The following is a 24,110-nucleotide window of genomic DNA, read 5'->3' on the forward strand; positions in this document are numbered from 1 at the left end:
GTTGCTGCGGGTATTGCACCGACAATATTAGATGCAGGATGGTTTAATACCGTTCAGCGTGAATTAATTAATGCAATTATGGGAGCGGGAATTAAATTAGACAGTAAAAATGACAGCCAGCTTTTTGTTGCTATTAAAAAATTAATTGATAATAGCGCCGTAGAAATTCACGACGCCTCATTAACCCAAAAAGGCATCACCCAGCTCACAGACAAAACAGGCAACAGTAATACCCTTGCAGCCACTCAGAAGTTAGTTTCTGATGTAAATGATAATGCCAATAGCAAACTTGCCAAAAACCAAAACGGCGCCGACATTCCTGATAAAAATGCCTTTGTGAAAAACCTCGGATTGGTGGAGACGGTGGAGTTGGCGAGGAATTCAGCGCAGCAAAGCTTTGTTGATGCTAATTTCGCAAGAGGGAATATTGGAGTTGTTAATACAAGGAGCATATATCCATTAATTAATTTTTTACCGCCAGCTGGAAAAGAAAACAGAGGATTCTTTGCTATCGAGGCAAATCTAACTAATGATAATGAGCAATCTATTTATTTATATAAGCGAAACGCTGCGGGTAATAATATTTATCTTGTTAATTTCCCAAACAAAAACGGCACGTTAGCAACACTTGATGATATTGTTCCAGTCGGCGTTCCGCTTCCGTATCCTCACAGATACACTCCGGCCGGTTATCTTACGTGCAACGGCCAAACGTTTGATAAATCAAAATACCCAAAGTTAGCAGAAGCTTATCCCTCCGGGCAACTTCTTGATTTGCGCGGTGAATTTATCAGGGGATGGGATGATAGTCGAGGCGTTGATCCAGGGCGAATGCCTGGAACATGGCAAGGAGACGCGATACAAGATCATAATCACTATAAAGTAGCTTCAAAACAAAATGTTGAAGACCTCATTCTCGCCGGGAATCAGTCCTGGTCAACAGGAAAAGGAAGCACATACACACGTTCACTTGATCAAAATACGTACACTGGCGGCGTTACTGAAGCAGCAGCTAACGAAACCCGCCCCCGCAACGTCGCATTTAACTACATAGTGAGAGCAGCATAATGACAGAACAGAAATACTCTTTAGAACATGAAACAGCCGTATTGGGTAAAGACGGATTGGCTATTCAGGCAGGCTGGATAAAGGTTTATCACTCGAATCAGATAACGAGAGAATTCACAGTTTCAGATATTGAGTATGTGATGCTCGGTGTCAGTCTATCAGCCGGTGCTTATCCCGATGCGCCAGAACTTCCCGATTCTCACGATGTGGCCGTTTGTCGCAGTGAAGACGGAAAGTGCTGGCAAATCCTTCCCGATTACCGTGGCAAAACAGCTTACGACACGTTAACTCGCGCTCCGACTGAGATAACAGAAATCGGTGAACTGCCGGATACCCTAACCTTCAAGAAACCTCCCACAGACTTCGATACGTGGAACGGCAAAGAATGGGTAGTTGATAAAGACCTTCTCAAATCTCATCAGATTAATGAAGCGAAGCAACAACAAGCAGCACTGTTACAACAAGCAAATGAAACACTCTCATTGCTACAAGACTCTGTTGACTTAGAAGTTGCTACTGACTCAGAGAAAGCCGCTCTACTCGAATGGAAGAAATACAGAGTATTGCTTACGCGTGTAGATGTTAATCAAGCGCCTGACGTAGAATGGCCGGAAGTGCCGAAGTGAGGAAAATAATTAGATAAATTTATATTTTTAGGTAAGAGAGGCTGGTTTGTCAGTGGCTATCAATGCCAAGTTTGAAGTTGGGGTTTTACACCCATTTTACACCAGTTTTACACCAAGCAAATTTCAGCCATAAAAAAACCAACCATAAGAGGTTGGTTTTTCTAGGGAAATTTGGTCGGCATGATAGGATTTGAACCTACGACCCCCGACACCCCATGACGGTGCGCTACCAAGCTGCGCTACATGCCGATAATTCCTATTATAGTACTGATTTTTTATCTAAAAGCAAGCACTAAATTTTGTGACCGATTGATTTTTAAGCATTTAGTTGGCTATAAAATGTTTAACCTCGGTTAGTATCTGTAACAGTTGTGCCAGATTGGGTTTAGCATCTTTGATTTCGTTGCCTTCCAGGTCATATAGGTGATAGTCACCATTTTTATCCAAGAACAAGGTGTTTTCACTGGTTGTGATGATCAAGGAACCATCATCACCGGTAATTATCCACGGGTTATCACGCTGTGCTGCAAATAGATCTTCGCCTTGAGAATAATCATCAGGAGAATTGCTGACGTGCAACAAACGTTGCATTAATGTTGTCATGATGTCCTGATGGCTTGTCAGTTTACTAATTGTCTGTGATGGTGTTCCTGGCCAATGAATCAGCAGTGGAACATGCATTTGAGCACGATTGAATCTGCCATTATTTATCCACTTAGGTGGATGTGTCGCGGCAAGTTCACTGTGTTCAGCGGTAATAACAATGACCGTATTGTTCAGTGCATTTTTGTTTTTTAGTGTCTCTAGTACAGTATTAATCTGACCATCAAAAGCTGCGGCATTTCCTACTGCATCTGCTTTATCCAAGCCACTTAGCCTCAAGAAGGAGAACCAAGGAGCGTTAGTATTGGGTAAATTCAGCCATTGCTGCCATTGTTCGATGGTGAGTTGGTTGCTTTGGTTGACCTCAATAGGTAATGAATAGTCGGAAAGTAATGCATGACGATAAAGCGGAGTGTCAAATCCCACGGAAGAGAATAGGCCAAATTGATATCCGTGATGAGTCAGGGCATTAATCAGCGCTGATGATTTACGTCCAGCCAGTATTCCATCCAGATAACCAGAAGAAATGCCATAAAACAACCCGAATAAGGCAGTATCATTTTGAATCCCGGTGCTGAAATGTTGATTAAACTGAATGTTGGTTTCTCTGAAATGAGAGAGCACAGGCATATTCTCGGTAATATCTTCATTATCCAGCTTATCAGCTACCAGTATTAACAGGTTGTATCCGCTTCCTTTATTCAGATAAGTCAGATCATTAAGTGGATATTCCACTGTCAGCGCAGCAGGATCACCCTGTTGCATAAGGCGGCGCTGATATTCTTGTTGATCCAGCAAACCATGTTTTTCAAGAAATTTACGCGCTGTCATTGGATAGGAGAGCGGTAGGTTGGAACGTTGCATGGTGATCGGACGATAAAAATTAGCGTCAGCCCAGATATACATCAGATGGGAAGCGACAAAGGCCAAAATAAGGACAGCAGCCAGTGGCTTACCAAATCGTTGCCGATTCAGGCTGCGTAGTTTCTGCCAACTCCAGGTGCCAAATAACATCTGTATCAGAAAAATGACCGGGATACAGATGAACATTAGCTGCCATTCTCGCGCCAGTTCCCCTTGATCAGGATTGATGACTAAATCCCAAACTAAAGGTGTAAGGTGAAGGTGGAAACGGTTGTATATGGCAATATCGAATATTAACAGTGTCAGTCCGGCAGTAGAGAAAATGGCTGAAAGAAACCTGAGCAGGCGCTGCGACATGGAAATAAATGTCAGTGGAAACAGAACCAGCAAATAAGCAGCAAAAACAATAAAACTAAAGTGCCCCAGCCAACTAGCCAGAGCATAAACCCGACCGAATAGTGAACCCGGCCAGTCAGAAACAAACAGATAACGACTACCCAGTCCAAGGCTGAGCAGGATGTTAAACAGGGCAAACCAGTGCCCCCAGCTAATCATCTGGGAAACTTTTTCACGATAACGCTGACGGCTAGTCACCATATTTTGTTTACGTTGTGGTCTTTAGTTAAAAATTAATGGGCTTTATCTTCGTTTACAGAAGATTTAAGCGCGTGTGCAAACGAGTCAGCAATATGTCTGCGCTGTGCAGGAGATATACTCGTATTGATTAAATTTGTCACCATATTGCCCAGCACCATTAGAGAAAGGTCTGTCGGGGTACGGTTTCTTTCCAGAACACTGACGAGTTCTGTTAATAAACGTTCAACGTGTTCGTCACTGTAACGAGATGACTGTGGCATAGATTTAAACTTCCTGAACTAACAAAGCACATTATCTTACCGTATAGATGCGTGATTTTCTGCTCTTTTGTGGCAAATTAATTTACGGTTAAGATTATGTTGCAGTAATAGCCTATTTTTAGCAATTTTTTGATATCTGTCAGCAAATTATAGTTGGTGGCAGATGATGAAATGTTATTTTCTTTTGGGGTTTTTTTATTGCAGTCGTTTGTTATCGGTGTTTGAATGCGTGTTTAAAAATGCGTGAAGTCAGCCGAAAGGAGTAGAAAGAATGAGTCTGCAAATAGACCAGATTGCCTTGCATCAATTAATCAAGCGTGATGAACAGACATTAGATGTCGTGTTGCGTGATTCTTTGCTCGCCACCGATCAAGTGGTGGAAGATATGATGGCTGAATTACACCGAGTATACAGTGCAAAAAGTAAAGCTTACGGCTTATTTAATGAAGAGAGTGAATTGGCAGAAGCACTCAGACATCAGCGTAAAGGTGATGAAGATTTTCTTGGGTTCAGTCGTGCAGCAATGGCACGTTTGAGGGATGAACTGGCAAAATATCCGTTTGCCGAGGGAGGGACGGTCCTGTTTTGTCAGTATCGCTATCTGGCGGTAGAGTATTTATTGATTGCCGTACTTAATAGCTGTAACAGTATGTCTGTTAACGATAATCTGGATTTAAATACTACGCATTATCTGGATATTCCTCATGCTGATATTGTTGCTCGTATAGATTTGACGGAGTGGGAAGCTAATCCTGAATCAAGCCGTTATTTAACATTCCTGAAAGGTCGAGTAGGGCGTAAAGTTTCAGATTTCTTTATGGATTTTCTCGCTGCTAGTGAAGGTATGAATGCTAAAGTTCAGAATAAAGGATTGCTACAAGCAGTTGATGATTATTGTGAATCTGGTGAGCTTGATAAGAATGAGCGTCAAGCCTATCGTCAGCAAGTATACAGCTATTGTAATGAACAATTGCAGGCGGGAGAGGAAATAGAAATTAAGGCGTTGTCTCAGGCATTACCCTCGTTTGGAGAACAGAATTTTCAGCAGTTTTCTCAGGAACAAGGATATGAGCTGGAAGAGAGTTTCCCAGCAGATCGCAGTACGTTACGCCAGTTGACTAAATTTGCCGGTAGTGGTGGCGGATTAACAATCAATTTTGATGCGATGTTATTTGGTGAAAGAATTTTTTGGGATCCGGCAACGGATACTTTAACTATTAAAGGCACGCCGCCAAATTTACGAGATCAGTTACAGCGTCATAGTGGTGGTCATTGATGCTAAGAAATAAATAACGCCGCAAATGCGGCGTTATTTATTCGGCGTCCCGAAAAGCTCGGCTGTGGCTAATTAAGCACGCAGGAAGTCAATGTGCGCCAGTTTTGGCTTAAACGGATGGCGCTGTACAGCCTGCACTTTAACTTTAGTCTCTTTACCGTCGATAACCAAGGTCAGAACTTCGCTATAAAATTCAGCTTGGTGTTCCATATTGATAACCAGATCATGATTCAGTTCAATAGAAACTGGCTCTTGGTTGCCACCGTATACGATAGCTGGGAACTTGTTAGTTCTGCGCAGGCGGCGGCTCGCACCTTTGCCCTGCTCTTTACGTACTTCTGCATTAATAGTAAACATTATTTTTTCTCTTCAAGAAGAAAATAAATCCTGCTACAGGCGACCCAGCGGCAGGTTCGAGATTTGGCTTAACATTTAACATAGTAACTAACATAGTAACACCGTGTTAAGCGGGCGGCATTCTAGCGAAAAATGGCAGTTACAGCAAATGGAATAGGTTAATCTGAACCTATTAATACAATTCATTTTAATACAATTCATCTGCTCGTCGAAAACGCCCTTGGTAATTAAAGATCTTTTCACGAATTTGCCAGAATCGGCCTTTTTTACGGGCGACAACAAAATCTGGATGGCGTAATAAAGATTGCCGGCGAACGATATCTGAGGCGGTTTTCCAGTCAAAAGGTATTGCCGGGGCACGTTGATGCTGACGGAGAAATTGGTGCTCAAAGGCTAGTCGTTGGGCAGGGGTTGTCAGCCGAAAGCGTTCCGAAACATCAGCACCATCTTCATCGTAATAGATGATTTTCAGACATTCGCCTTTACTGTCAGTTTCAGAGATGAGTTGCATGCCACCACAACGCAGTACCAGTGCATCTTTGAGCTTCAATGCGGCTTTCAACATATCGTCGGGATCAACCAGCACTTCCTGGCAACTGTGGCAACGCCGCGCTGCAATATCATTTTCTGCATTGCAATGAGGGCAGAGTTTAAAACGAAAGCGGAACTCACATTGATGGCGTTTGCCGCATTGATCCTTTTCCCAACCCTGACAGCGGCGGCCGAAGTGTTCAATAATTTCACCGTCGGAGGTGCATTTTCCCCAAAATAGATTAGCGAAGTTACAGATAGGGCAGAATACTTGAACCGGTTGGCTCTGTTTATCCGGTTTATTGCTGCCAACTTCTGGTGTGTAGAGATCGTGAGGATTTCCTGCATAATCGAGAATTAGGCAATCTTTTTTGCTGGGAAATAATCGTAAACCCCGACCGATAATTTGCTGATATAAACTGACGGATTCAGTAGGGCGCAAAATAGCTATCAGATCAACATGGGGAGCGTCAAATCCAGTTGTCAATACAGCGACGTTAACCATATAGCGCAATTGCTGAGTTTTAAAGGCTTCGATAAATAGATCACGATCAGCGGTTGATGTATCGGCGCTGACTAATGCAGCTTGGCCGGAAGGGAGTAATTGAAAAATTTCTTTGGCATGTTCGACAGTTGCAGCAAAAAGCATAACGCCTTTGCGATCAGCGGAATATTCAATGACTTGTTTTATAATATGAGGCGTGATGCGTTTTTGTCGTTTAATTTCGTGATTTAAATCAGTTTTATTGAAGATACCTTGCTGACTGGAGCGGACTTGACTGAAATCATATTGCATAACTGGCATGTCTAGCCGCTTTGGGGGCACCAGGAAACCGTGTTTAATCATATAACGCAGGGGCAATTCATAGATGCAATCACGGAAAAAACAGTTTTCATCACCACGGATCATCCCGTGATAGTGATATTGATATATCCAGCCGATAGCCAGTCTGTAGGGTGTTGCTGTTAAGCCAAGAATACGTAGCTGCGGGTTATTTTGCCGAAGGTGATGAATAATTTGCTGATATTGGCTGTTTTCATCATCACTAATACGGTGGCATTCATCAATTATCAGCAAAGAGAATTGATTGTCAAAATATTCAAGATTACGGGCAACAGATTGTACACTGCCAAACACCACCTTGCCTGTGCTTTGCTTCTGCTGCAATCCCGCGGAAAAAATATCTGCTGGTAAACCGTATGCGCAATATTTGCTGTAGTTCTGTGCAACTAATTCTTTTACATGCGCTAATACTAATACTTTCCCATGAGCTAACTTTGCTAGTTCAGCAATAACTAGGCTTTTACCTGCTCCAGTTGGTAATACAATGACCGCAGGCTCATGATGGTGCCGGAAATGATTAATAGTGGCATCCACGGCTTCTTGCTGATAGGGACGTAAAGTAAAAATCATAATCGTTCCGCAACAGAAAAATATTCGTAAAAGAGTAACATTTTTCTTATCAATTTGCTGTGGGCGGAAGTCAAGGTAAGATAATTATCTGATTGTGTGAAACTATAACTGGTTATAACAAATAGATAATTGTTGTTTATAGTAAACATAGTTATGATTAGCTCTCAAATCTTTTGGGTTCATTTCACATCTTCTTTTTTGGTGGTTCGGTGTTGTAGTGCCGAGGTAGTGCCAAAATAGTAGAGGATCACGTTCATTTTTAAATTAATTAATATAGGTGTCTTCATCCATGCGATTGGATAAATTTTTGTCACAACAGCTTGGTATCAGCCGGAATGACGTAGGGCGCGAGTTGCGTGCGGGGCGTATCACTGTTGATGATGAGATTGTAAAAACGGGAGCTTATAAATTAACTCCAGAGCAACAGGTCATGTTTGATGGTTCATTATTGGAACAGCAGCAAGGGCCTCGTTATTTTATGCTAAATAAACCACAGGGGTATGTCTGTTCCACCGATGATCCGATAAATCCAACGGTGCTCTATTTTATTGATGAGCCGGTAGCGCATAAATTACATACTGCGGGTAGGTTGGATATGGATACTACGGGTCTGGTTTTGTTAACTGATGATGGCCAATGGTCTCACCGTATTACTTCCCCGAAACATCATTGTAAAAAAACATATCTAGTCACACTTGAATGTCCAGTTGCAGCAGAGACGGCAGATAAATTTCTTGCAGGTGTGCAACTTAATGGTGAAAAAACAGTGACAAAACCTGCCCAGCTGGAAATTCTGGAGCCTCAAGTAGCCCGTCTGACGATTAGTGAAGGGCGTTATCATCAGGTAAAACGTATGTTTGCAGCGGTAGGTAATCGGGTAACCTCGCTTCATCGTGAGCGAATCGGTGAAATCATTTTAGCTCCTGAACTGGAGCCAGGAGAGTACCGATCATTAACTGAGCAAGAAATTGCCAGTGTCACTCTTCTTTAATTCTGGTTTTAGTTAATTATTTTAAATTATTGGAGCAATATACGTGCAACAACAACGATCATCCTATTTGGGACTGATTTTAATCCTTGGGCTACTTTCTATGTTAATGCCCCTTGCCATTGATATGTATTTGCCGAGTTTGCCGACTGTTGCCGAGGATTTCGGTGTAGATAACGGACAGGTTCAGATGACGCTGAGCAGTTATATTCTTGGTTTTGCCATCGGTCAGATGGTATATGGTCCAATGGCTGACAGTTTGGGGCGTAAGCCGGTTATTCTGGGTGGGGTTACTGTATTTGCTCTAGCTTCAGCTGCGTGTGCAATGGTTCAGAATATCGATGATTTTATTTATATGCGCTTTTTGCATGGATTCTCCGCCGCCGCAGCGGGTGTTGTCATTAATGCGCTAATGCGAGATCTGTTCACCAAAGACGAATTCTCGCGTAGCATGTCTTTTGTGATATTGGTAATGACTATTGCCCCATTAATTGCTCCAATTCTTGGTGGCATGATAATGATTTGGTTCACCTGGCATGCGATTTTCTGGAGTATTGCGGTGGCTTCTGTTATTGCTGTATTCCTTGTCGCTTTCTTTATAAGAGAGACGTTGCCAAAAGAAAAAAGACAAAAATTTCATCTTCGTACAACCGTAAGCCAGTTTATTATGTTATTTCGCCAGCGTCGTGTATTTTGCTACATGCTTGCCAGCGGTTTTTCATTTGCAGGAATGTTCTCTTTTCTCAGTGCAGGGCCATTTGTTTATATTGAGTTGAATGGTGTTTCGCCCCAGAACTTTGGTTATTACTTTGCGCTTAACATCGTATTTCTGTTTGTGATGACGACAATAAATAGTCGCTATGTCCGGCGTTTTGGTGCGTTGAAGATGATGTATTTTGGTTTGAGTGTGCAGTTTATGATGGGGATCTGGTTGTTACTGTCTACCGCGCTCGATTTTGGCTTTATTGCTCTGGTCATCGGTATTGCAGCTTATGTATGTGGTATTGCAATGATTACATCCAATGTCATGGCAGTGGTTTTAGATGATTATCCACATATGGCCGGAACTGTATCTTCATTGGCAGGTACAGTTCGTTTTGGTATTAGTGCTTTGGTTGGTATATTACTTGCTATGTTACCTGCACGTAATGCCTGGCCAATGGTTGGTTCTATGGTTTTATCTGTTACTTTGGCTGTGTTGCTTATTATATACGCAAAAAAGCGGCGATAAATAAAAACAGAAGGCTGTTTTCATGTGCAGCCTTTTCCTTCAAAAGAAAATTAGGGTAAGCGAAAAATATTTTTGATGATGTTGTCTAGTTATAATTTTATGTGAGATTTTTGAGAAATTTTTTTATTCTAAAATATATGTCTACTTTCGTTGATATATTCTTGATTGACAGGGGTAAGATTTAATCTTATTTATTAAAGATAACCAATTAGAACAGAAAATTATGCTATTTTTTGTTATTCTAAGATTTGCCGTTAAGTAACGAGGTTGTAATAGCTTTGTAGTATTAGCTGCATTTTCTGTATTACTAACATTATCATTAAAAACGATAATGTCAGTAAAGAGAATGTTTTTCCTGAATATTCAGGAAAATTGAAAAATTGGTTATGCATAATATACCCTATGGATTTCAAGATGCATCGCGACGGCAAGGGGAGTTTATTTTTTTATTATTGCTGTTGCGTATTTGTTGATTTTTATATTCCTGTTGAGCTGAGAAGCTAACTTTTTACTATAAGGAAATTCCGAAATGTTTTGCCGTGTGAATAAATTGTTATTGATGCATTGATAGTGATTATAAGTCATTGTTGTATTTTTGTTAAATTAACAAAAATTAAACGGCGTTATCATTAGGTTGTCATTAATTATACCTTATAAAACACATTGTTATCTATTTGTTTTTACAGTTCTTATTTGATTTTTATGTTAAAGTGTTGAGTTGAAAAAATAAAATATGTAAACAATCATTAAACATAAAGTTGGGTTTTTGCATAAAAATTAGTTGAGTTTTCTTTAAAAAAAGTATAAATATATGAGAAATGAGAGATTGATCTCACTTTTTCTAAGGTGAAATTTGGAATTAATGTAATACTATAAACACAAATTTAACTTTTCGTTTACCTTTTTTGGGGGTTAGTTATTCGGTTTTGGCGAGTAGAACACCTGAAGATAGCCGCTAACTTTAACTTTTGTATCTATGTTCTTTCAGGTAGGAATGATTCGTGAATAATATTCAGCTTTCGGTAGTACATCGGCTGCCGCAAAGTTACAAGTGGTCACCCGGTTTTGTGGGTATCAAAGTTGAGCCGCTTCCGGTTGATGAAGTGAATGCAGAAAGCAGCCTGATGGGGTTGAAGTTACTCAGCCACGAAGACGGGGCTGCGTGGAATATTATGCAAAAATTACAGCAATCACTTGCTGATATGCAAATTGGAAGCACTGTGATTGAGTTGGAAGGTCAGCCGTGCTTATTTATTAATAGTGAAGACGAAAGTGCGGTTATGTGTCGTTTGAAGACACTTGGCGCTGCCATTGCTGAAAAGATAACAGCGCTTTATCCATTTTGATATATACCCTATGGATTTCAAGATGCATCGTGACGGCAAGGAAGCGAATCCCCAGGGGCATAGAGCATAGATAACTATGTGACCGGGATGAGTGAGTGCAGCCAATAAAGAGGCAATTTGAAAGATGGCGGGTATAAACGCGAAAAGCGCTTCCTTTAATGGGAGCGCTTTTTTGCGGGCAAGGGGGTAAGGGAAAAATTTTTAGCCGTTAGGTGCCATACTATTGCTGATGACCCGGCGACCACCATAATAACGTTTGCTCCAGTATGTACTGCTTAACCTGGAAACGATTACACCATTGCTAGTAGAGGCATGAACAAATTGGTCATTGCCAACATAGATGCCAATATGCCTGGTACGGGCACCTGTCTTAAATAAAACTAAATCGCCAGGGCGTAATCTTGAACGGTCGATTTTTTTGCCAATATTTTGTTGTTCAAATGTTGAACGTGGTAGTTCCATGCCAAACTGGTCACGGAAAGTACGTTGAACAAAGGCAGAACAATCTATACCGCGTTTAGTATCGCCACCGAGTCGATAGGCAACCCCTTTCCAGCCATTGTATTGGCTAAGAATTTTGGATTTTATGTCCAGATTGCGAACGAGTGCTTCGAATTCATCCTGAGACGCTTGAAGTAAGAAGCCGTTCTTACCATTTACTGCATGCGTATCAGTTTGTGTGTTACGAAACCTTGATGAATCTGGTGAGCTGCACGCGGATAAGGTGATCGCTACGAACAGCGCGGGTATCAGCCGCGTAATGTATCTCAGTGCCGGTTGAGACTTGACCATTATTTTTGTTTTCCCTTGCTATCCTTACCTTAGTTGGTCGCTATTATTGAAAAATATCAAACGCTTCAAAGCCTGGTGTTAGAAAAAACAATGAGTAAACAACGCGCTTGGCGAAAAAACGCGTCTGATGCCACGTTTTATAACGATATTTACAATAAATATTATTCAGATCGAGAGTACAGAAACAATCAGGAAAAGGCGAGTATTTAATGACATAATTTACAAAAAATTAGATTTCTAAATGGGAGAGATTAGGAGTGTTGCTAATTTATGTGGGTTTTATGAACTATTAGGAAGGTTAAATACCTTCCCGATATGATTCAGTAAAAAGAGTTTATGGGAAAGATCTTAAATTGGGCGGCCAATTTGCGGTAGATTTTTATCCAACCAGTTAATCATTATGTCACTTAATGGTGTTAATAGTAGCCAACTTGTTCCGATTAGCACCAGAGATAAAGAACCGACTGCAATATCAGTAAACCAGTGAGCTCCTGCTATGATGCGAGGTAACGCAAATATTACCATAATGAGTAATGCAATACAGAATGCTCTGCCTGAGATATATCGAAGAATAAAGCAGCTGAAAATCAGGAGCATTAATCCGTGATCACCTGGAAAGCTATCACCTGATGCATCTTTTGTTACCAGATTGGTCATTTCGCTAATACGATTGATATGATCGAAGGTTAATGTTGGGCTTGGACGGACAACAGGGAGTAGATGACCGATTTGGTTAAGTATAACTGCGCTTATTATCATGACCAAGCCAATCATGAATAATCTGCGTTTGCCATCGTAATTCTGTTTACGAAAAGTGTTGTAATACAGCAATCCCATACATAAAAGTGAAATGACATCGAAGGCCCTGATATTCACAAATGCTACAAATTCTGTGAATGTTGAGCCTGATGTTAATTTCTCATTAAAGAAGTAGAAGATTGCAGAGTCGATCTTGAGCCAGAAACCATGATGCTCTGGTAAATACCAGGAGAGAAATAAAGTGATACCTAACAGGTTCAGTATAAATATGGCAAATGGGTGACTGCGTGTCATGGGAGACCTATTTGTTAAAAATAAGATAAGTGGTAACTAAACTTACAATTATGTAGGTTAATATAACAAATATTGAGTAATAATGTCACAGTTCTTAATCATAAGTTAATTTGTTGTTGTTTTTATCTACTTTGTTGTGCTTTTTCCAGCATTTTTTTATTTACTTTGGTATTCCTGTTCAATTCTATGGATTTTATTGAGTGATCTTGGGGTGTTTAAGGTTGTAAATTCTTAATTTATTAAGAATTACTTCTGATAATTCTAATATTGTAAGATATAAATATCTTAATCAGTTTTAATCGCTAAAAATCATAAATAAACAATGAAAATAGCCGTTACCAATACATAGGCTCATAAATTTTTCCGATTTCTAGATTGATTTCATTTTTGGAAATCGCAGCGAATGATGCTGTTTTATGGTGGGGGCTTTATGTCTATGTTTCGGGTTATAATGGGTTGTTTTTTTCTGATAATTTCGGGTCTTGTCAATAGTGAGCCAGAAACAACATCAAATACAGGGGTTATTCGCTTTTCTGGTGCGATCGTTGAATCACCGTGTCGTTTTGATTGGCGTGATAACTGGGCTGACACCACTTGTTGGCGAAAAGGACATAAGATTACCCAACGACAAAAGCTCGATTTGCAAAATGATATTTATTTTTATTTACCACACCAAATGGGGGTAACAGAGATTAAATGGATAAAAGGAAAAGAGAAAATTGGCGTTGTTACAATTTTCTATAATTGATGTTAAGAAAAATTTTATATGTTATTTATTCAATGTTTAATTGAAGAAGAGTCGGGATTTTATCTGTCATTGCTAAAATGAATGAGTGACAGATTTACATTATATTTTATTTGGGAATTTAAATTATGCCAAAATGCTAATGGAAAGGAGCTGACTGATTTAATGAATGGAATAAAATAAAAAGTGAGTTACCCTGTTTTATACCGGGTAACTCAGAATTAGCTAATATTATTAATCGCAACGCCCCATATAGCGGCGTTCTGCAATATGAATACGGATTTTTTCCCCGCTACTGATATATTCAGGTACTTGCACGGTGAGTCCGGTGCTCATTTTAGCTGGTTTTGTTCGTGCACTGGCTGAAGCGCCTTTAATTCCAGGGGCTGTTTCTTCAATAACCATATCGACTGTTTGTGGTAGTTCAAGGGCAATGACTTGCCCCTCTATCGTCAGAACTTGCATACCAGGCAGGCCACCTTCAGGAATAAATAACAACTCTTCTTCGATTTGTTCCTTTTTAAAGTGATAAGGTGTGAAATCTTCATCATCCATGAAAACATATTCATCGCCATCAATGTAGGAAAAGTTAACGCTACGACGAGTTAGGTTGATCGTATCAAGGATATCATCGCCTTTGAAGCGTTCTTCCACTTTTTGACCAGTGCGGATATCAGTAAAGCGCATTTTATATAATGTGCTAGCTCCCCGGGCGCTTGGTGCTTGAATATCAATATCTTTAACCAGCAGTAACTTACCATTATAACTGACGGCGCTACCGCGTTTAATTTCATTGGCTTTAGCCATATGTAACCTTCCATAAAACTACAAGAGAATAATCGGCGACAAAATTACTCGCAGTCAAGACATTAGGCAAGTAGGGATTAAAAAACCCCACTGTTTTTTTACATTGGGGTTGTAGTAAGAATGTCTTATATATCAACGATACACAGGTAATAAATCAAGAGAGGACAAAATATGAGCTATAGCATTTATCAAACCAAACAGAATGACGAACCCAATGAGGAATTTCCCTCCTGGCGCTCGGTAACTGGCTTCAGGAAAGCGCTGGCGACTTGCCCGAGCCATGAGTGCTGGAATAATGACAGCCCAGATGGTTGCAGCGAATCCAGCAAAACCAATGGCATATAGAAAGCCATTGGGGAATAGTAAAGCTAGCGCTGTTGGTGGAATAAATGTCACTAATGCAGATTTTAACCGGCCGGGGTTGTTATCTTTAAAACCGAAAAAATCGGCTATGTAATCAAATAGCCCTAAGGAGACACCAAGAAATGAGCTTGCTAATGCCATATAAGAGAAGGCATTTAGAAGCTGGTGAACAGTTTTGCTGTTTGTTGTATTATCCATGTGTTTTAATAAATCACCTATATTCCCGCCATCAGCAATAATCTGTTTGAATGCTTCGCGAGGAATATTTCCCTGAATGACATATTGCCACAGGATATAAATAGCTAATGCGATTAATGTGCCTAATAACAGGCTGCGAATAACGGCTTTTCTATCTTTATGATAATATTTTACTAAACTTGGGATGTTACCGTGATATCCGAATGAAACGAGTAAATAGGGCAGAGCGGCTAAAGCGTAAGATATATAACTTGTTGTCGTGTCGTTTGATATAGCATCCGTCTGATTAAACAGAATGACATATTTCACTTCGGTAAACATGCCGCCAACCGACATAAAAAAAGTAATAACCATACCGCCGATTAAAATTGTGCTTAAACGATCGACAGCTTGAGTCGATAACCAGACAATAAATGCAACGATAAAAGCGAAAATAAAGCCAGCATTTGCCTGTGATATCGAAATAGTATTTTTAAAATTGTGGGCAATAATTGAGCCACCCGCTGAAATGTAGGCGTAGGTTAATATATAAAGTACGAATGCAATAGAGATGCCATTGATTGCATTCCATCCTTTACCGAGTAAATCTTTAGTCATGGTATGGAAGCTTGCACCTGATGGGTAGTTCAGGTTGGTTTCTAGTATCATCAAGCCGGAAAAATACATACACACCCATGTGTAAACCAGCAGAATAATTGAGCCAGTAAACCAGACACCGGAAGTTGCCACAGGAGTAGAGAACATTCCTGCACCGACAGCAGTTCCGGCAATTATCATTGCACCACCCAGTATGGGAGGGCGCTTTAAACTCTGGGGTGTCTCAATGGACATATTAACTCCTGCTGGTATATTGTTTCTTTGTACTAGCTCAAAGATACATTTTTGTCTATAGAGTGTAAATAGATGTCATAAAGGATTATTTGAAATTGAACTAACATAAGTTAGTTCATTCGGTAAAATAAAATTTATTTTCTTGCCACATTTTTATTGCATTCCGGCTAGCTTCAAAATGAGGTTCAGGAAGATTATCGGGATCGCACCACATAAACTGTTCACATTTTTCTGGTTCCATCAATTTTGGTTCACCACCTGGATGTTTTGCCAGTAAACATACTGAAATAGTATGTTTTCCTTCCTGTTGGTAAGTTTGAAGGTTATTACAAATACCGTAGACCTTTGGTGATTGAATCGTCAGACCCGTTTCTTCTTCAATTTCACGGATTGCACATTGCTCAAAAGTTTCTCCGTCATCAACATGACCACCAAAGATTGACCAGTATGGAGCATGTTTACTGCTACGTTTTCCGAGTAAGACTTGACCATATTCGTTCACAATAACTACGCCAACACCCACAATGACAGACATTTGGTTTATTCCTTTCATCTAAATTTCAATAAATTAGCAATTCTTTTTGAGAAAAATTCAATGCTATTCTTATCCGGAAATCAATTTAAGACAACGATCAATAACGATCAATAAAGTACGGAATTTAACTGAAACGATTCAATTTTAGTGATATAAAGTGATATAAATAGAACTGAAAATGCGTAGTAATGATGATGACTATACCCTATGGATTTCAAGATGCATCGCGACGGCAAGGGAGCGAATCCCCGGGAGCATAGCGAACTATGTGACCGGGGTGAGTGAGCGAAGCCAACAAAGAGGCAACTTGAAAGATAACGGGTATATCTACTTAGGAGACATCGGGTAAATATGAGCCGTAGAGTTGCCGCTATCACCCTAAACCCTGCTTATGATTTGGTAGGATTGTGCCCGGAAATCGTCAAAGGGGCGATCAACCGAGTGCAAGCCGCTGGACTACATGCTGCTGGGAAAGGCAATAATGTTGCTAAAGTTTTGCGTGACTTAGGTATTGATGTCACGGTGAGTGGTTTTTTGGGTAAGGAAAATCAGGAAGGATTTCAACAATTCTTCAATGAAAATGGTATGGTAAATCGTTTTCATTTAGTACCAGGCAGAACACGGATTAATGTCAAATTAACAGAAGAAAGCGGTGAAGTGACAGATTTTAACTTCACTGGTTTTTATGTCGGTGAAGCTGAATGGTCGGGATTTGTTAATGATTCGCTTTCATGGCTTGGACAGTTTGATATGGTTATTGTTAGTGGTAGCTTACCAGCTGGTGTCTCTGCTGAATCGTTTACCGACTGGATGGCCTGTCTACGTCAGCTTTGTCCTTGTATTATTTTTGACAGCAGCCGTGAAGCATTGGTTGCAGGGTTAAAAGCATCCCCTTGGTTAGTGAAGCCGAATCGCCATGAGCTTGAAGTATGGACGGGGCGTCTGTTACCTGAGTTATCCGATATCATCATGGCGGCACATCAACTTAGGGATCAGGGAATTGCTCATGTTGTCATATCATTGGGTGAGCAGGGAGCATTATGGGTTAATGCGTCTGGAGCATGGTTGGCGAAACCACCACATTGTAAAGTCGTCAGCACTGTTGGGGCTGGTGATTCAATGGTTGGTGGCTTGGTTTATGGTTTGCTGATGCGGGAATCCAGTGAACATACGTTGCGATTGGCGACCGCTGTATCTGCGCTTGCCGTTAGCCAGCCTAATGTAGGTATCAGCAATCGTCCTGAATTAGCTGCCATGATGGCTAAAGTTGAACTGATACCCGTTAGATAATGCTTTAATTAAAGAATAATTAATTTTGTTGTAATTTCAGCCAGGCAATTTCTTGTGGCCAAATATCTGGGTTTATTGTTTCAAGGATGAGTGGAATACCATCAAAACGAGCATCTTTCATAATATAACTGAAAGGTGTTTTACCAATATTTCCTTCTTCAAGGCTATGATGTCGGTCAACACGGCTGGCAAATTCACTTTTGGCATCATTTAAATGCATTCCGCATAAATATTGAAAGCCAACAATTTTTTCAAACTGTTGAAAAGTTTGTTTACAAGCATCGTTTGTACGTAAATCGTAGCCAGCAGCAAAGGCGTGACAGGTATCAATACAGACACCCACTCGGTTTTTATCTTCAACTCCATCAATAATTGCTGCCAGATGTTCAAATTTGAAACCCAGATTAGTGCCTTGACCTGCCGTATTTTCGATAACAGCAATGACTCCCTGGGTTTTATTGAGAGCAATATTGATAGATTCCGCAATACGTGCCAGGCATTTATCCACATCTATTTTATTGAGATGGCTGCCAGGATGGAAATTCAATAAATCGATCCCTAATTGTTCGCAACGTTGCATCTCATCAATAAAAGCTAGTCGGGATTTTTCCAGTGCTTCAATTTCTGGGTGACCAAGATTAATCAGATAACTATCGTGAGGGAGAATTTGTCGGCTACCATATCCATAACGTTCACAATTTTCTTTAAATTTATCGATAACGTCAGCGGTTAAAGGTGGAGCATGCCACTGGCGCTGATTTTTTGTAAATAGGGCAAAGGCGGTCGCTTTTAGTTCGTGCGCCCGGATAACTGCTTGATCAACTCCACCGGCAGCGCTGACATGTGCTCCAACAAATTTCATATTTTTCTCCTTCTTACTTTACGTCATTATGGCATTGTTCAATCACTCAATGAACCTTAAGTACGGAAAGGTTACATACCCGTTATCTTTCAAGTTGCCTCTTTGTTGGCTGCACTCGCTCACTCCGGTCACATAGTTCGCTATGCTCCCGGGGATTCTCTTCCTTGCCGTCGCGATGCATCTTGAAATCCATAAGGTATATGCTGCTGAAATAAAATTTCTCCGAGTGGATTCTGATCAGCCAAACAGATGTTGAATGCCAAGATTGATCAAAAGACCACCCGCCATCAGCCATGCAAACAAAATTAGAGCTAATAAAATGGGTTTAAATCCGGCCTGACGGATGGCACTCACATGAGTAGTTAAACCCAGTGCCCCCATTGCCATAGTAAGCATAATAGTATCAATATTAATCAGAGAATTAACTATTGCAGCAGGTAGTAAATTGAAAGAATTAAGACCTGCTATTGCAATAAAAATCACCGCAAACCAGGGGATAGTCATTGGTGTTTTCTCCTGATGGTTTCTGCCATTTTTAGTGTGGGCACGGCTAATGTAACGGGATAATAACAACAGGAATGGCGCCAACATCATAACCCTGATCATTTTACTGATAACGGCTGCGTTTTCCGTTTGATCGCTAATAGCATGTCCAATAGCAACAACTTGAGCAACTTCGTGAAGGGTGGAACCAGTAAAGATGCCGAAAGTTTCCTGAGTAAGTGGTAACCACTGATAATGCTCATTGAGTTGATAAAACCACGGATAAATGAAAATAGCGATAGTGCCAAAGATGACAATTGTCGATACCGCAACAGCAACTTTACTGGCGGGGGCATTCACTACTGGCTCTGTTGCCATAATAGCTGCTGCGCCGCAGATACTGCTGCCGGCACCAATCAGTATTACCGTTTGTTGGTCTAATCCAAAGAGTGATTTGCCTAGCCACATTGCAATAAAGAAAGTGGAAGACAACATAGCAGCATCAATCAGAAGGCCGGTAATGCCAACATCGGCAATTTGTTGAAATGTCAAACGGAAGCCATAAAGAATAATACCTGCCCGCAGAAGATAATGTTTTGAGAAATGAATACCCTCATCACAATAAGGTTTGAGTAAAGGATAGACAGTATTACCGGCAATGATCCCTGCAAGGATCGCTAGTGTTAATGTGCCCAGTCCCATATTAATAAACCACGGAATATTTCCGGCATATATTGAAATTGCAGTAAGTATTGCCGCTAATATTAACCCAAGTATTAATTTCATACCGGGAATAGATGATTGTTTGCTGAATTTTTTGGCACGAATGTCAGACATAGATGTTTTTCACTTTGCTTATATGTTTTTAAACATAAGCATATAGCAGACTGATTTATCATTAAAATTGATAATTTATTTATATGTAATCTAAAAAATTGGTAAGAAAGTGGATTTTTGTTAAGTTGTCTATTGCCGTATAAAATTAAAGCAAGCTAACTTTGACTGACACCATATTTTGCGGGGCAATATGCACATCACATTGAGGCAGTTGGAAGTTTTTACTGAGGTATTGAAAAGCGGTTCAACGACGCAAGCCTCTCAGCAATTGGCGCTATCTCAGTCCGCGGTGAGTGCTTCATTAACGGATCTGGAAAGCCAACTTGGCGTACAGCTTTTTGATCGGGTAGGAAAGCGATTGGTGACGAATGAACATGGTCGTCTACTCTATCCCAAGGCGTTGGCATTGCTAGAGCAAGCAGGGGAAATTCAGCAGTTATTCAAACAGGAGTTAGGAGCGTTACGTATCGCTGCCAGTAGCACCATTGGTAATTATATGTTGCCGGAAATGCTGGCAAATTATCGTCAGGATTTTCCTGATACGCCGCTAGAGTTAAATATCAGTAATACGCAGGATGTCATCAATTCTGTGCTGGAATTCCGTGTTGATCTTGGTTTGATAGAAGGTTCCTGTCATAGTCCTGAGTTGATAACTCAACTATGGATGGAGGATGAGTTGGTTATTTTTTCTTCTCCTGAAAATCCGCTAGCTAAACAGGATCTAAAATTGGATGATTTAGTTAAGGCATCATGGATATTAAGGGAGAGGGGATCGGGTACAAGAGAAGTGCTGGATCATCTGTTGTTTGTCCATTTACCTGGGTTCAAGATTTTGATGGAATTGGGAAATTCTGAAGCGATAAAACATGCGGTCAAATTTGGTATGGGCATCAGTTGTTTGTCCAGACGTGTCGTTGCAGAGCAATTGCAAAATCGTACTTTACTGGAGTTAAGAGTGCCAGAATTAAGACTTTTCAGAACATTGTACCTGATTCATCATCGGCAAAAGCATATGTCTATCGCACTGCAGAAATTACTCAGTTACTGCCGGTAAATTTTACGTTTTGTTTAAAATCCAAAATTAGCTGTGTTACTTATAATTTTCTCTAAATTATGAAGGTATCTTATAACAGTGCTTCCTCGCTATTTTGATAGTGAGGATTTGTTACAATCCGCCATCAGATTTATTTGCAGCTAACAGGAACAGAATGTCTCAACAACAAAAAAGTGTTTCCCGGAAACCAGCAACGCAACATTTGCGACGTGAATTGAAAGCTCGGCATCTGGCGATGATTGCCGTTGGCGGATCAATAGGCACCGGGTTATTCGTGGCTTCAGGTGCGACAGTTTCACAAGCAGGGCCTGGCGGAGCATTACTTTCCTATGCATTAATTGGCTTGATGGTTTATTTCCTGATGACCAGTTTGGGTGAACTGGCCGCTTATATGCCCGTTTCCGGTTCTTTCTCAACTTACGGTTCCAAATATGTTGAAGAAGGGTTTGGTTTCGCTCTGGGTTGGAACTACTGGTACAACTGGGCGGTGACTATTGCGGTGGATTTGGTTGCTGCCCAATTGGTCATGGGTTATTGGCTGCCGGATATGCCGGGTTGGATCTGGAGTGCGTTATTCCTCGCGCTGATTTTCCTACTGAATTTTATTTCAGTGAAAGGATTTGGTGAAGCTGAATACTGGTTCTCTTTAATTAAAGTCAGCACGGTTATTGTTTTTATTGTGGTCGGATTACTGATGATCGCCGGCATCATGAAAGGGGCAGAAGGTGCTGGATGGCATAACTGGACTATTGGTGATGCACCTTTTGCCGGTGGTTTCTCTGCCATGATTGGCGTGGCAATGATAGTTGGGTTTTCTTTCCAGGGAACTGAGTTAATTGGCATTGCGGCGGGTGAGTCAAAAGATCCGGCAAAAAATGTTCCCAGTGCTGTACGTAAGGTATTTTGGCGTATTCTGCTATTCTATATTTTTGCGATCCTGATTATCAGTTTGATTGTTCCTTATACTGATCCAAGCCTACTGCGTAATGAGGTCGGTGATATTAGTGTTAGTCCGTTTACGTTGGTATTTGAAAACGCTGGTTTGTTATCCGCCGCAGCTATGATGAATGCGGTTATTTTGACGGCTGTGTTGTCTGCGGGTAATTCAGGTATGTATGCATCGACTCGTATGTTGTTCACATTGGCAAAAGAGGGTAAAGCACCGAGGATTTTTGGCAAATTATCCAAAGGTGGTGTACCGCGTAATGCCTTGTATGCAACGACGGTGGTTGCTGCGTTGTGTTTCCTCAGTTCAATGTACGGTAACCAGACCGTCTATCTGTGGTTGTTGAATACTTCTGGGATGACCGGTTTTATTGCATGGTTGGGGATTGCTATTAGCCATTATCGTTTCCGCCGTGGTTATGTAGCTCAGGGGTTGGATTTAAGTAAATTACCTTATCGTTCAGGATTTTTCCCGGTTGGCCCAATCTTTGCGTTTGTTTTGTGTCTAACCATCACATTAGGACAGAATTATCAGGCATTTCTACAAGAAAAAATTGACTGGTATGGTGTAACTGCAACTTATATTGGTATTCCATTATTCCTGTTGATTTGGTTTGGTTACAAATTAGTTAGGAAAACTCACTTTATCAAATATAGCGAGATGAAATTTCCTGATATCGCGAATCAGTGAATGTAAATACGTTAAATCGTGATTAACAGGCCGGTAGGAATCTTTGAAAAAATTCCTACCGGCTTGGTTTTATGGTTTTTTTAATTCGATTCACGATTAATTTATTATTATCTTAATGTTTTATTTATTTGAGTAGATAAGCCGTTTTTGATAAGAAATTAAAAGAATACACTCATTTTGTGATCAAATAGGTATTTTTTATTTTTCATAGCGTTAATTCATACAATTAATCACGTAATTTACCAAAATTTGTGTAGATCATATTGATAAGTATTCTCATTTGTCCTATTGTTAGTACCATAATTATTAATATGAAAGGGCTAACAAAATGAAATTTATGTCGCGATCCATAGCAAAGAGTATCAGTGTCGGCCTGTTAGCGGGTTCGGCAGTCATGGCAAGCTTCGCATCATGGGCTGAAACGGTCACCGATATAGTTGGTCGTACTGTTGAAGTTCCTGAGAATGTAAATCGTATTTTGTTGGGCGAAGGCCGTTTGTTCCACGCTATCGCTTTACTTGAAGGTGATAAACCACTGGCCCGTATTGCGGGTTGGCAAGGTGATTTCCGCAAACTGGACCCACAGTCTTACGCCGTCTATAAAGCTAAATTCCCTGAGATTGATAAGGTTCCTTTGATTGGTAACACCAGTGCTGATAGTGTCAGCTCTGAAAAAGTGTTAACCCTAAATCCGGATATCGCCATTTTTGGCTTGTCTGGTCATGGTCCTGGTAAAAACAGCGAACTGGTCGCCCAACTTGAAAAGGCAGGTATTCCGGTGGTATTTGTTGATTTTCGTACTGAGCCGTTAAAGAATACGCTGCCGAGCATTCGTATGCTAGGTAAAGTACTAAATCGTGAAAAACAAGCGGCAGAATATGCAGATTTTTACGAGAAAAATGTAAAACTGGTGACTGATATCACCAATAAAATCCCGGAAAAGAAAAAACCAACAGTACTTATCGATTTGAGAGCAGGTGCTTTTGAAGATTGCTGTGCGACTGCCGGTGATGGCAATATGGGTAACTTTATTGATTTGGCTGGTGGTAAAAACATTGCTAAAGGTGTTCTGCCAGGCGCGCTTGGTAATATGAACCTCGAAAAAATTATTGCAGTTGACCCTTATATTTACATTGCTAGTGGGGCAAAAGCGCCAGACAGTAATGAACCTGGCGTAAAACTGGGAGCGCAATCTACGCCTGAACTAGCAAAAGCCAGTCTGAAACAAATGACTGAACGTAAAGGTATTAGCTCGTTGACTGCGGTCAAAGAGGGCAGAGACTATGCGATTTGGCATAACTACTACAACTCTCCATATAATGTGGTAGCGACTCAGGTATTTGCTAAATGGTTCTATCCTGAAAAATTTACAGATTTAGATCCGCAGAAGACACTGAATGAATTACACAGTAAATTCCTGGCAGTTGATCCATCGGGGGTTTATTGGATCAGTGAAAAATAAT

22 protein-coding genes and 1 tRNA gene are annotated in these 24,110 nt (G+C 40.6%); 11 read left to right on the plus strand and 12 right to left on the minus strand.

The window, feature by feature from the left end; translation table 11 throughout:
* A partial coding sequence (locus tag LG003_RS18130; RefSeq protein ID WP_262981328.1) for a phage tail protein occupies nt 1-1,068 on the plus strand: 1,068 nt, incomplete at its 5' end.
* Complete coding sequence (locus tag LG003_RS18135) at nt 1,068-1,694, plus strand: tail fiber assembly protein (RefSeq protein WP_262981329.1); 627 nt, start codon at nt 1,068-1,070, stop codon at nt 1,692-1,694. The genes LG003_RS18130 and LG003_RS18135, both read left to right, overlap by 1 nt.
* Before the next feature lie 172 nt (nt 1,695-1,866).
* Here the strand turns inward: LG003_RS18135 and LG003_RS18140 are convergent.
* From LG003_RS18140 to LG003_RS18150, 3 genes are all read right to left on the minus strand, one after another.
* Nucleotides 1,867-1,943: transfer RNA gene (locus LG003_RS18140), tRNA-Pro, on the minus strand.
* A 75-nt stretch (nt 1,944-2,018) separates the two neighbouring features.
* Nucleotides 2,019-3,758, minus strand: coding sequence for an LPS biosynthesis-modulating metalloenzyme YejM (gene yejM, locus LG003_RS18145; protein ID WP_262981330.1), 1,740 nt, complete (start codon nt 3,756-3,758; stop codon nt 2,019-2,021).
* Between the two features lie 32 nt (nt 3,759-3,790).
* The gene (locus tag LG003_RS18150) at nt 3,791-4,018 is read right to left on the minus strand and encodes a YejL family protein (protein WP_011147091.1); all 228 of its coding nucleotides are present in this window, start codon (nt 4,016-4,018) and stop codon (nt 3,791-3,793) included.
* 271 nt (nt 4,019-4,289) lie between these two features.
* Between LG003_RS18150 and yejK the strand changes: the two genes are divergently transcribed.
* Nucleotides 4,290-5,294, plus strand: coding sequence for a nucleoid-associated protein YejK (yejK, locus tag LG003_RS18155; RefSeq protein WP_112878525.1), 1,005 nt, complete (start codon nt 4,290-4,292; stop codon nt 5,292-5,294).
* Between the two features lie 72 nt (nt 5,295-5,366).
* Here yejK and rplY read toward each other — a convergent pair whose 3' ends face one another.
* A complete protein-coding gene (gene rplY, locus LG003_RS18160) occupies nt 5,367-5,651 on the minus strand; it encodes a 50S ribosomal protein L25 (RefSeq protein ID WP_112878524.1) in 285 nt (94 codons plus the stop codon).
* Between the two features lie 187 nt (nt 5,652-5,838).
* Nucleotides 5,839-7,596: a DEAD/DEAH box helicase gene (locus LG003_RS18165; RefSeq protein WP_262981331.1), complete on the minus strand. Its 1,758-nt coding sequence runs from the start codon at nt 7,594-7,596 to the stop codon at nt 5,839-5,841.
* A 289-nt stretch (nt 7,597-7,885) separates the two neighbouring features.
* Between LG003_RS18165 and rsuA the strand changes: the two genes are divergently transcribed.
* The 3 genes from rsuA to LG003_RS18180 all read left to right on the plus strand — a co-directional run bounded on the left by rsuA (nt 7,886) and on the right by LG003_RS18180 (nt 11,161).
* Nucleotides 7,886-8,587 carry a 16S rRNA pseudouridine(516) synthase RsuA gene (gene rsuA / locus LG003_RS18170; protein WP_112878522.1) on the plus strand — a complete coding sequence of 234 codons (702 nt, stop codon included), beginning with the start codon at nt 7,886-7,888 and terminating at the stop codon, nt 8,585-8,587.
* Between the two features lie 43 nt (nt 8,588-8,630).
* Complete coding sequence (locus LG003_RS18175; RefSeq protein WP_112878521.1) at nt 8,631-9,815, plus strand: Bcr/CflA family multidrug efflux MFS transporter; 1,185 nt, start codon at nt 8,631-8,633, stop codon at nt 9,813-9,815.
* Between the two features lie 1,001 nt (nt 9,816-10,816).
* Nucleotides 10,817-11,161, plus strand: coding sequence for a YejG family protein (locus LG003_RS18180; protein ID WP_113041925.1), 345 nt, complete (start codon nt 10,817-10,819; stop codon nt 11,159-11,161).
* A 201-nt stretch (nt 11,162-11,362) separates the two neighbouring features.
* Here LG003_RS18180 and mepS read toward each other — a convergent pair whose 3' ends face one another.
* Together mepS and LG003_RS18190 are read right to left on the minus strand one after the other, a co-directional pair.
* Entirely contained in the window at nt 11,363-11,953 is a 591-nt protein-coding gene (mepS, locus tag LG003_RS18185) for a bifunctional murein DD-endopeptidase/murein LD-carboxypeptidase (protein WP_112878520.1), read from the minus strand.
* Nucleotides 11,954-12,301: 348 nt separating this feature from the next.
* A complete protein-coding gene (locus tag LG003_RS18190) occupies nt 12,302-13,006 on the minus strand; it encodes a phosphatase PAP2 family protein (protein ID WP_112878519.1) in 705 nt (234 codons plus the stop codon).
* A 403-nt stretch (nt 13,007-13,409) separates the two neighbouring features.
* On the opposite strand from LG003_RS18190, the gene LG003_RS18195 reads away from it, so the two are divergent.
* Complete coding sequence (locus tag LG003_RS18195; protein WP_240000791.1) at nt 13,410-13,754, plus strand: hypothetical protein; 345 nt, start codon at nt 13,410-13,412, stop codon at nt 13,752-13,754.
* Between the two features lie 231 nt (nt 13,755-13,985).
* Here LG003_RS18195 and yeiP read toward each other — a convergent pair whose 3' ends face one another.
* From yeiP to LG003_RS18210, 3 genes are all read right to left on the minus strand, one after another.
* Complete coding sequence (gene yeiP / locus LG003_RS18200; RefSeq protein ID WP_112878518.1) at nt 13,986-14,558, minus strand: elongation factor P-like protein YeiP; 573 nt, start codon at nt 14,556-14,558, stop codon at nt 13,986-13,988.
* 132 nt (nt 14,559-14,690) lie between these two features.
* Complete coding sequence (gene mtr, locus LG003_RS18205; RefSeq protein ID WP_112878517.1) at nt 14,691-15,950, minus strand: tryptophan permease; 1,260 nt, start codon at nt 15,948-15,950, stop codon at nt 14,691-14,693.
* A gap of 115 nt (nt 15,951-16,065) precedes the next feature.
* Nucleotides 16,066-16,485, minus strand: a complete 420-nt coding sequence (locus LG003_RS18210) for a nucleotide triphosphate diphosphatase NUDT15 (protein WP_112878516.1) — start codon at nt 16,483-16,485, stop codon at nt 16,066-16,068.
* A 351-nt stretch (nt 16,486-16,836) separates the two neighbouring features.
* Here LG003_RS18210 and fruK point away from each other — a divergent pair, with 351 nt between their 5' ends.
* Nucleotides 16,837-17,775: a 1-phosphofructokinase gene (gene fruK / locus LG003_RS18215; protein ID WP_112878515.1), complete on the plus strand. Its 939-nt coding sequence runs from the start codon at nt 16,837-16,839 to the stop codon at nt 17,773-17,775.
* A 19-nt stretch (nt 17,776-17,794) separates the two neighbouring features.
* On the opposite strand, the gene nfo is transcribed toward fruK, so the two are convergent.
* The gene (nfo, locus tag LG003_RS18220; protein ID WP_262981332.1) at nt 17,795-18,637 is read right to left on the minus strand and encodes a deoxyribonuclease IV; all 843 of its coding nucleotides are present in this window, start codon (nt 18,635-18,637) and stop codon (nt 17,795-17,797) included.
* A gap of 237 nt (nt 18,638-18,874) precedes the next feature.
* Nucleotides 18,875-19,957 (minus strand): YeiH family protein, encoded by a 1,083-nt coding sequence (locus LG003_RS18225; protein WP_112878513.1) that lies wholly within the window; start codon nt 19,955-19,957, stop codon nt 18,875-18,877.
* A 190-nt stretch (nt 19,958-20,147) separates the two neighbouring features.
* Here LG003_RS18225 and yieE point away from each other — a divergent pair, with 190 nt between their 5' ends.
* The 3 genes from yieE to LG003_RS18240 all read left to right on the plus strand — a co-directional run bounded on the left by yieE (nt 20,148) and on the right by LG003_RS18240 (nt 24,109).
* Nucleotides 20,148-21,011, plus strand: coding sequence for a DNA-binding transcriptional regulator YeiE (gene yieE, locus LG003_RS18230; protein ID WP_112878512.1), 864 nt, complete (start codon nt 20,148-20,150; stop codon nt 21,009-21,011).
* A gap of 154 nt (nt 21,012-21,165) precedes the next feature.
* Entirely contained in the window at nt 21,166-22,647 is a 1,482-nt protein-coding gene (locus tag LG003_RS18235) for an amino acid permease (protein WP_112878511.1), read from the plus strand.
* A 328-nt stretch (nt 22,648-22,975) separates the two neighbouring features.
* On the plus strand, nt 22,976-24,109 hold the full coding sequence (locus LG003_RS18240; protein ID WP_112878510.1) for an ABC transporter substrate-binding protein: 1,134 nt from the start codon (nt 22,976-22,978) through the stop codon (nt 24,107-24,109).
* Nucleotide 24,110 lies beyond the last annotated feature (1 nt).

Origin of the sequence: Photorhabdus kleinii, assembly GCF_025384885.1 — a bacterium.
Lineage (GTDB): Bacteria > Pseudomonadota > Gammaproteobacteria > Enterobacterales > Enterobacteriaceae > Photorhabdus > Photorhabdus kayaii.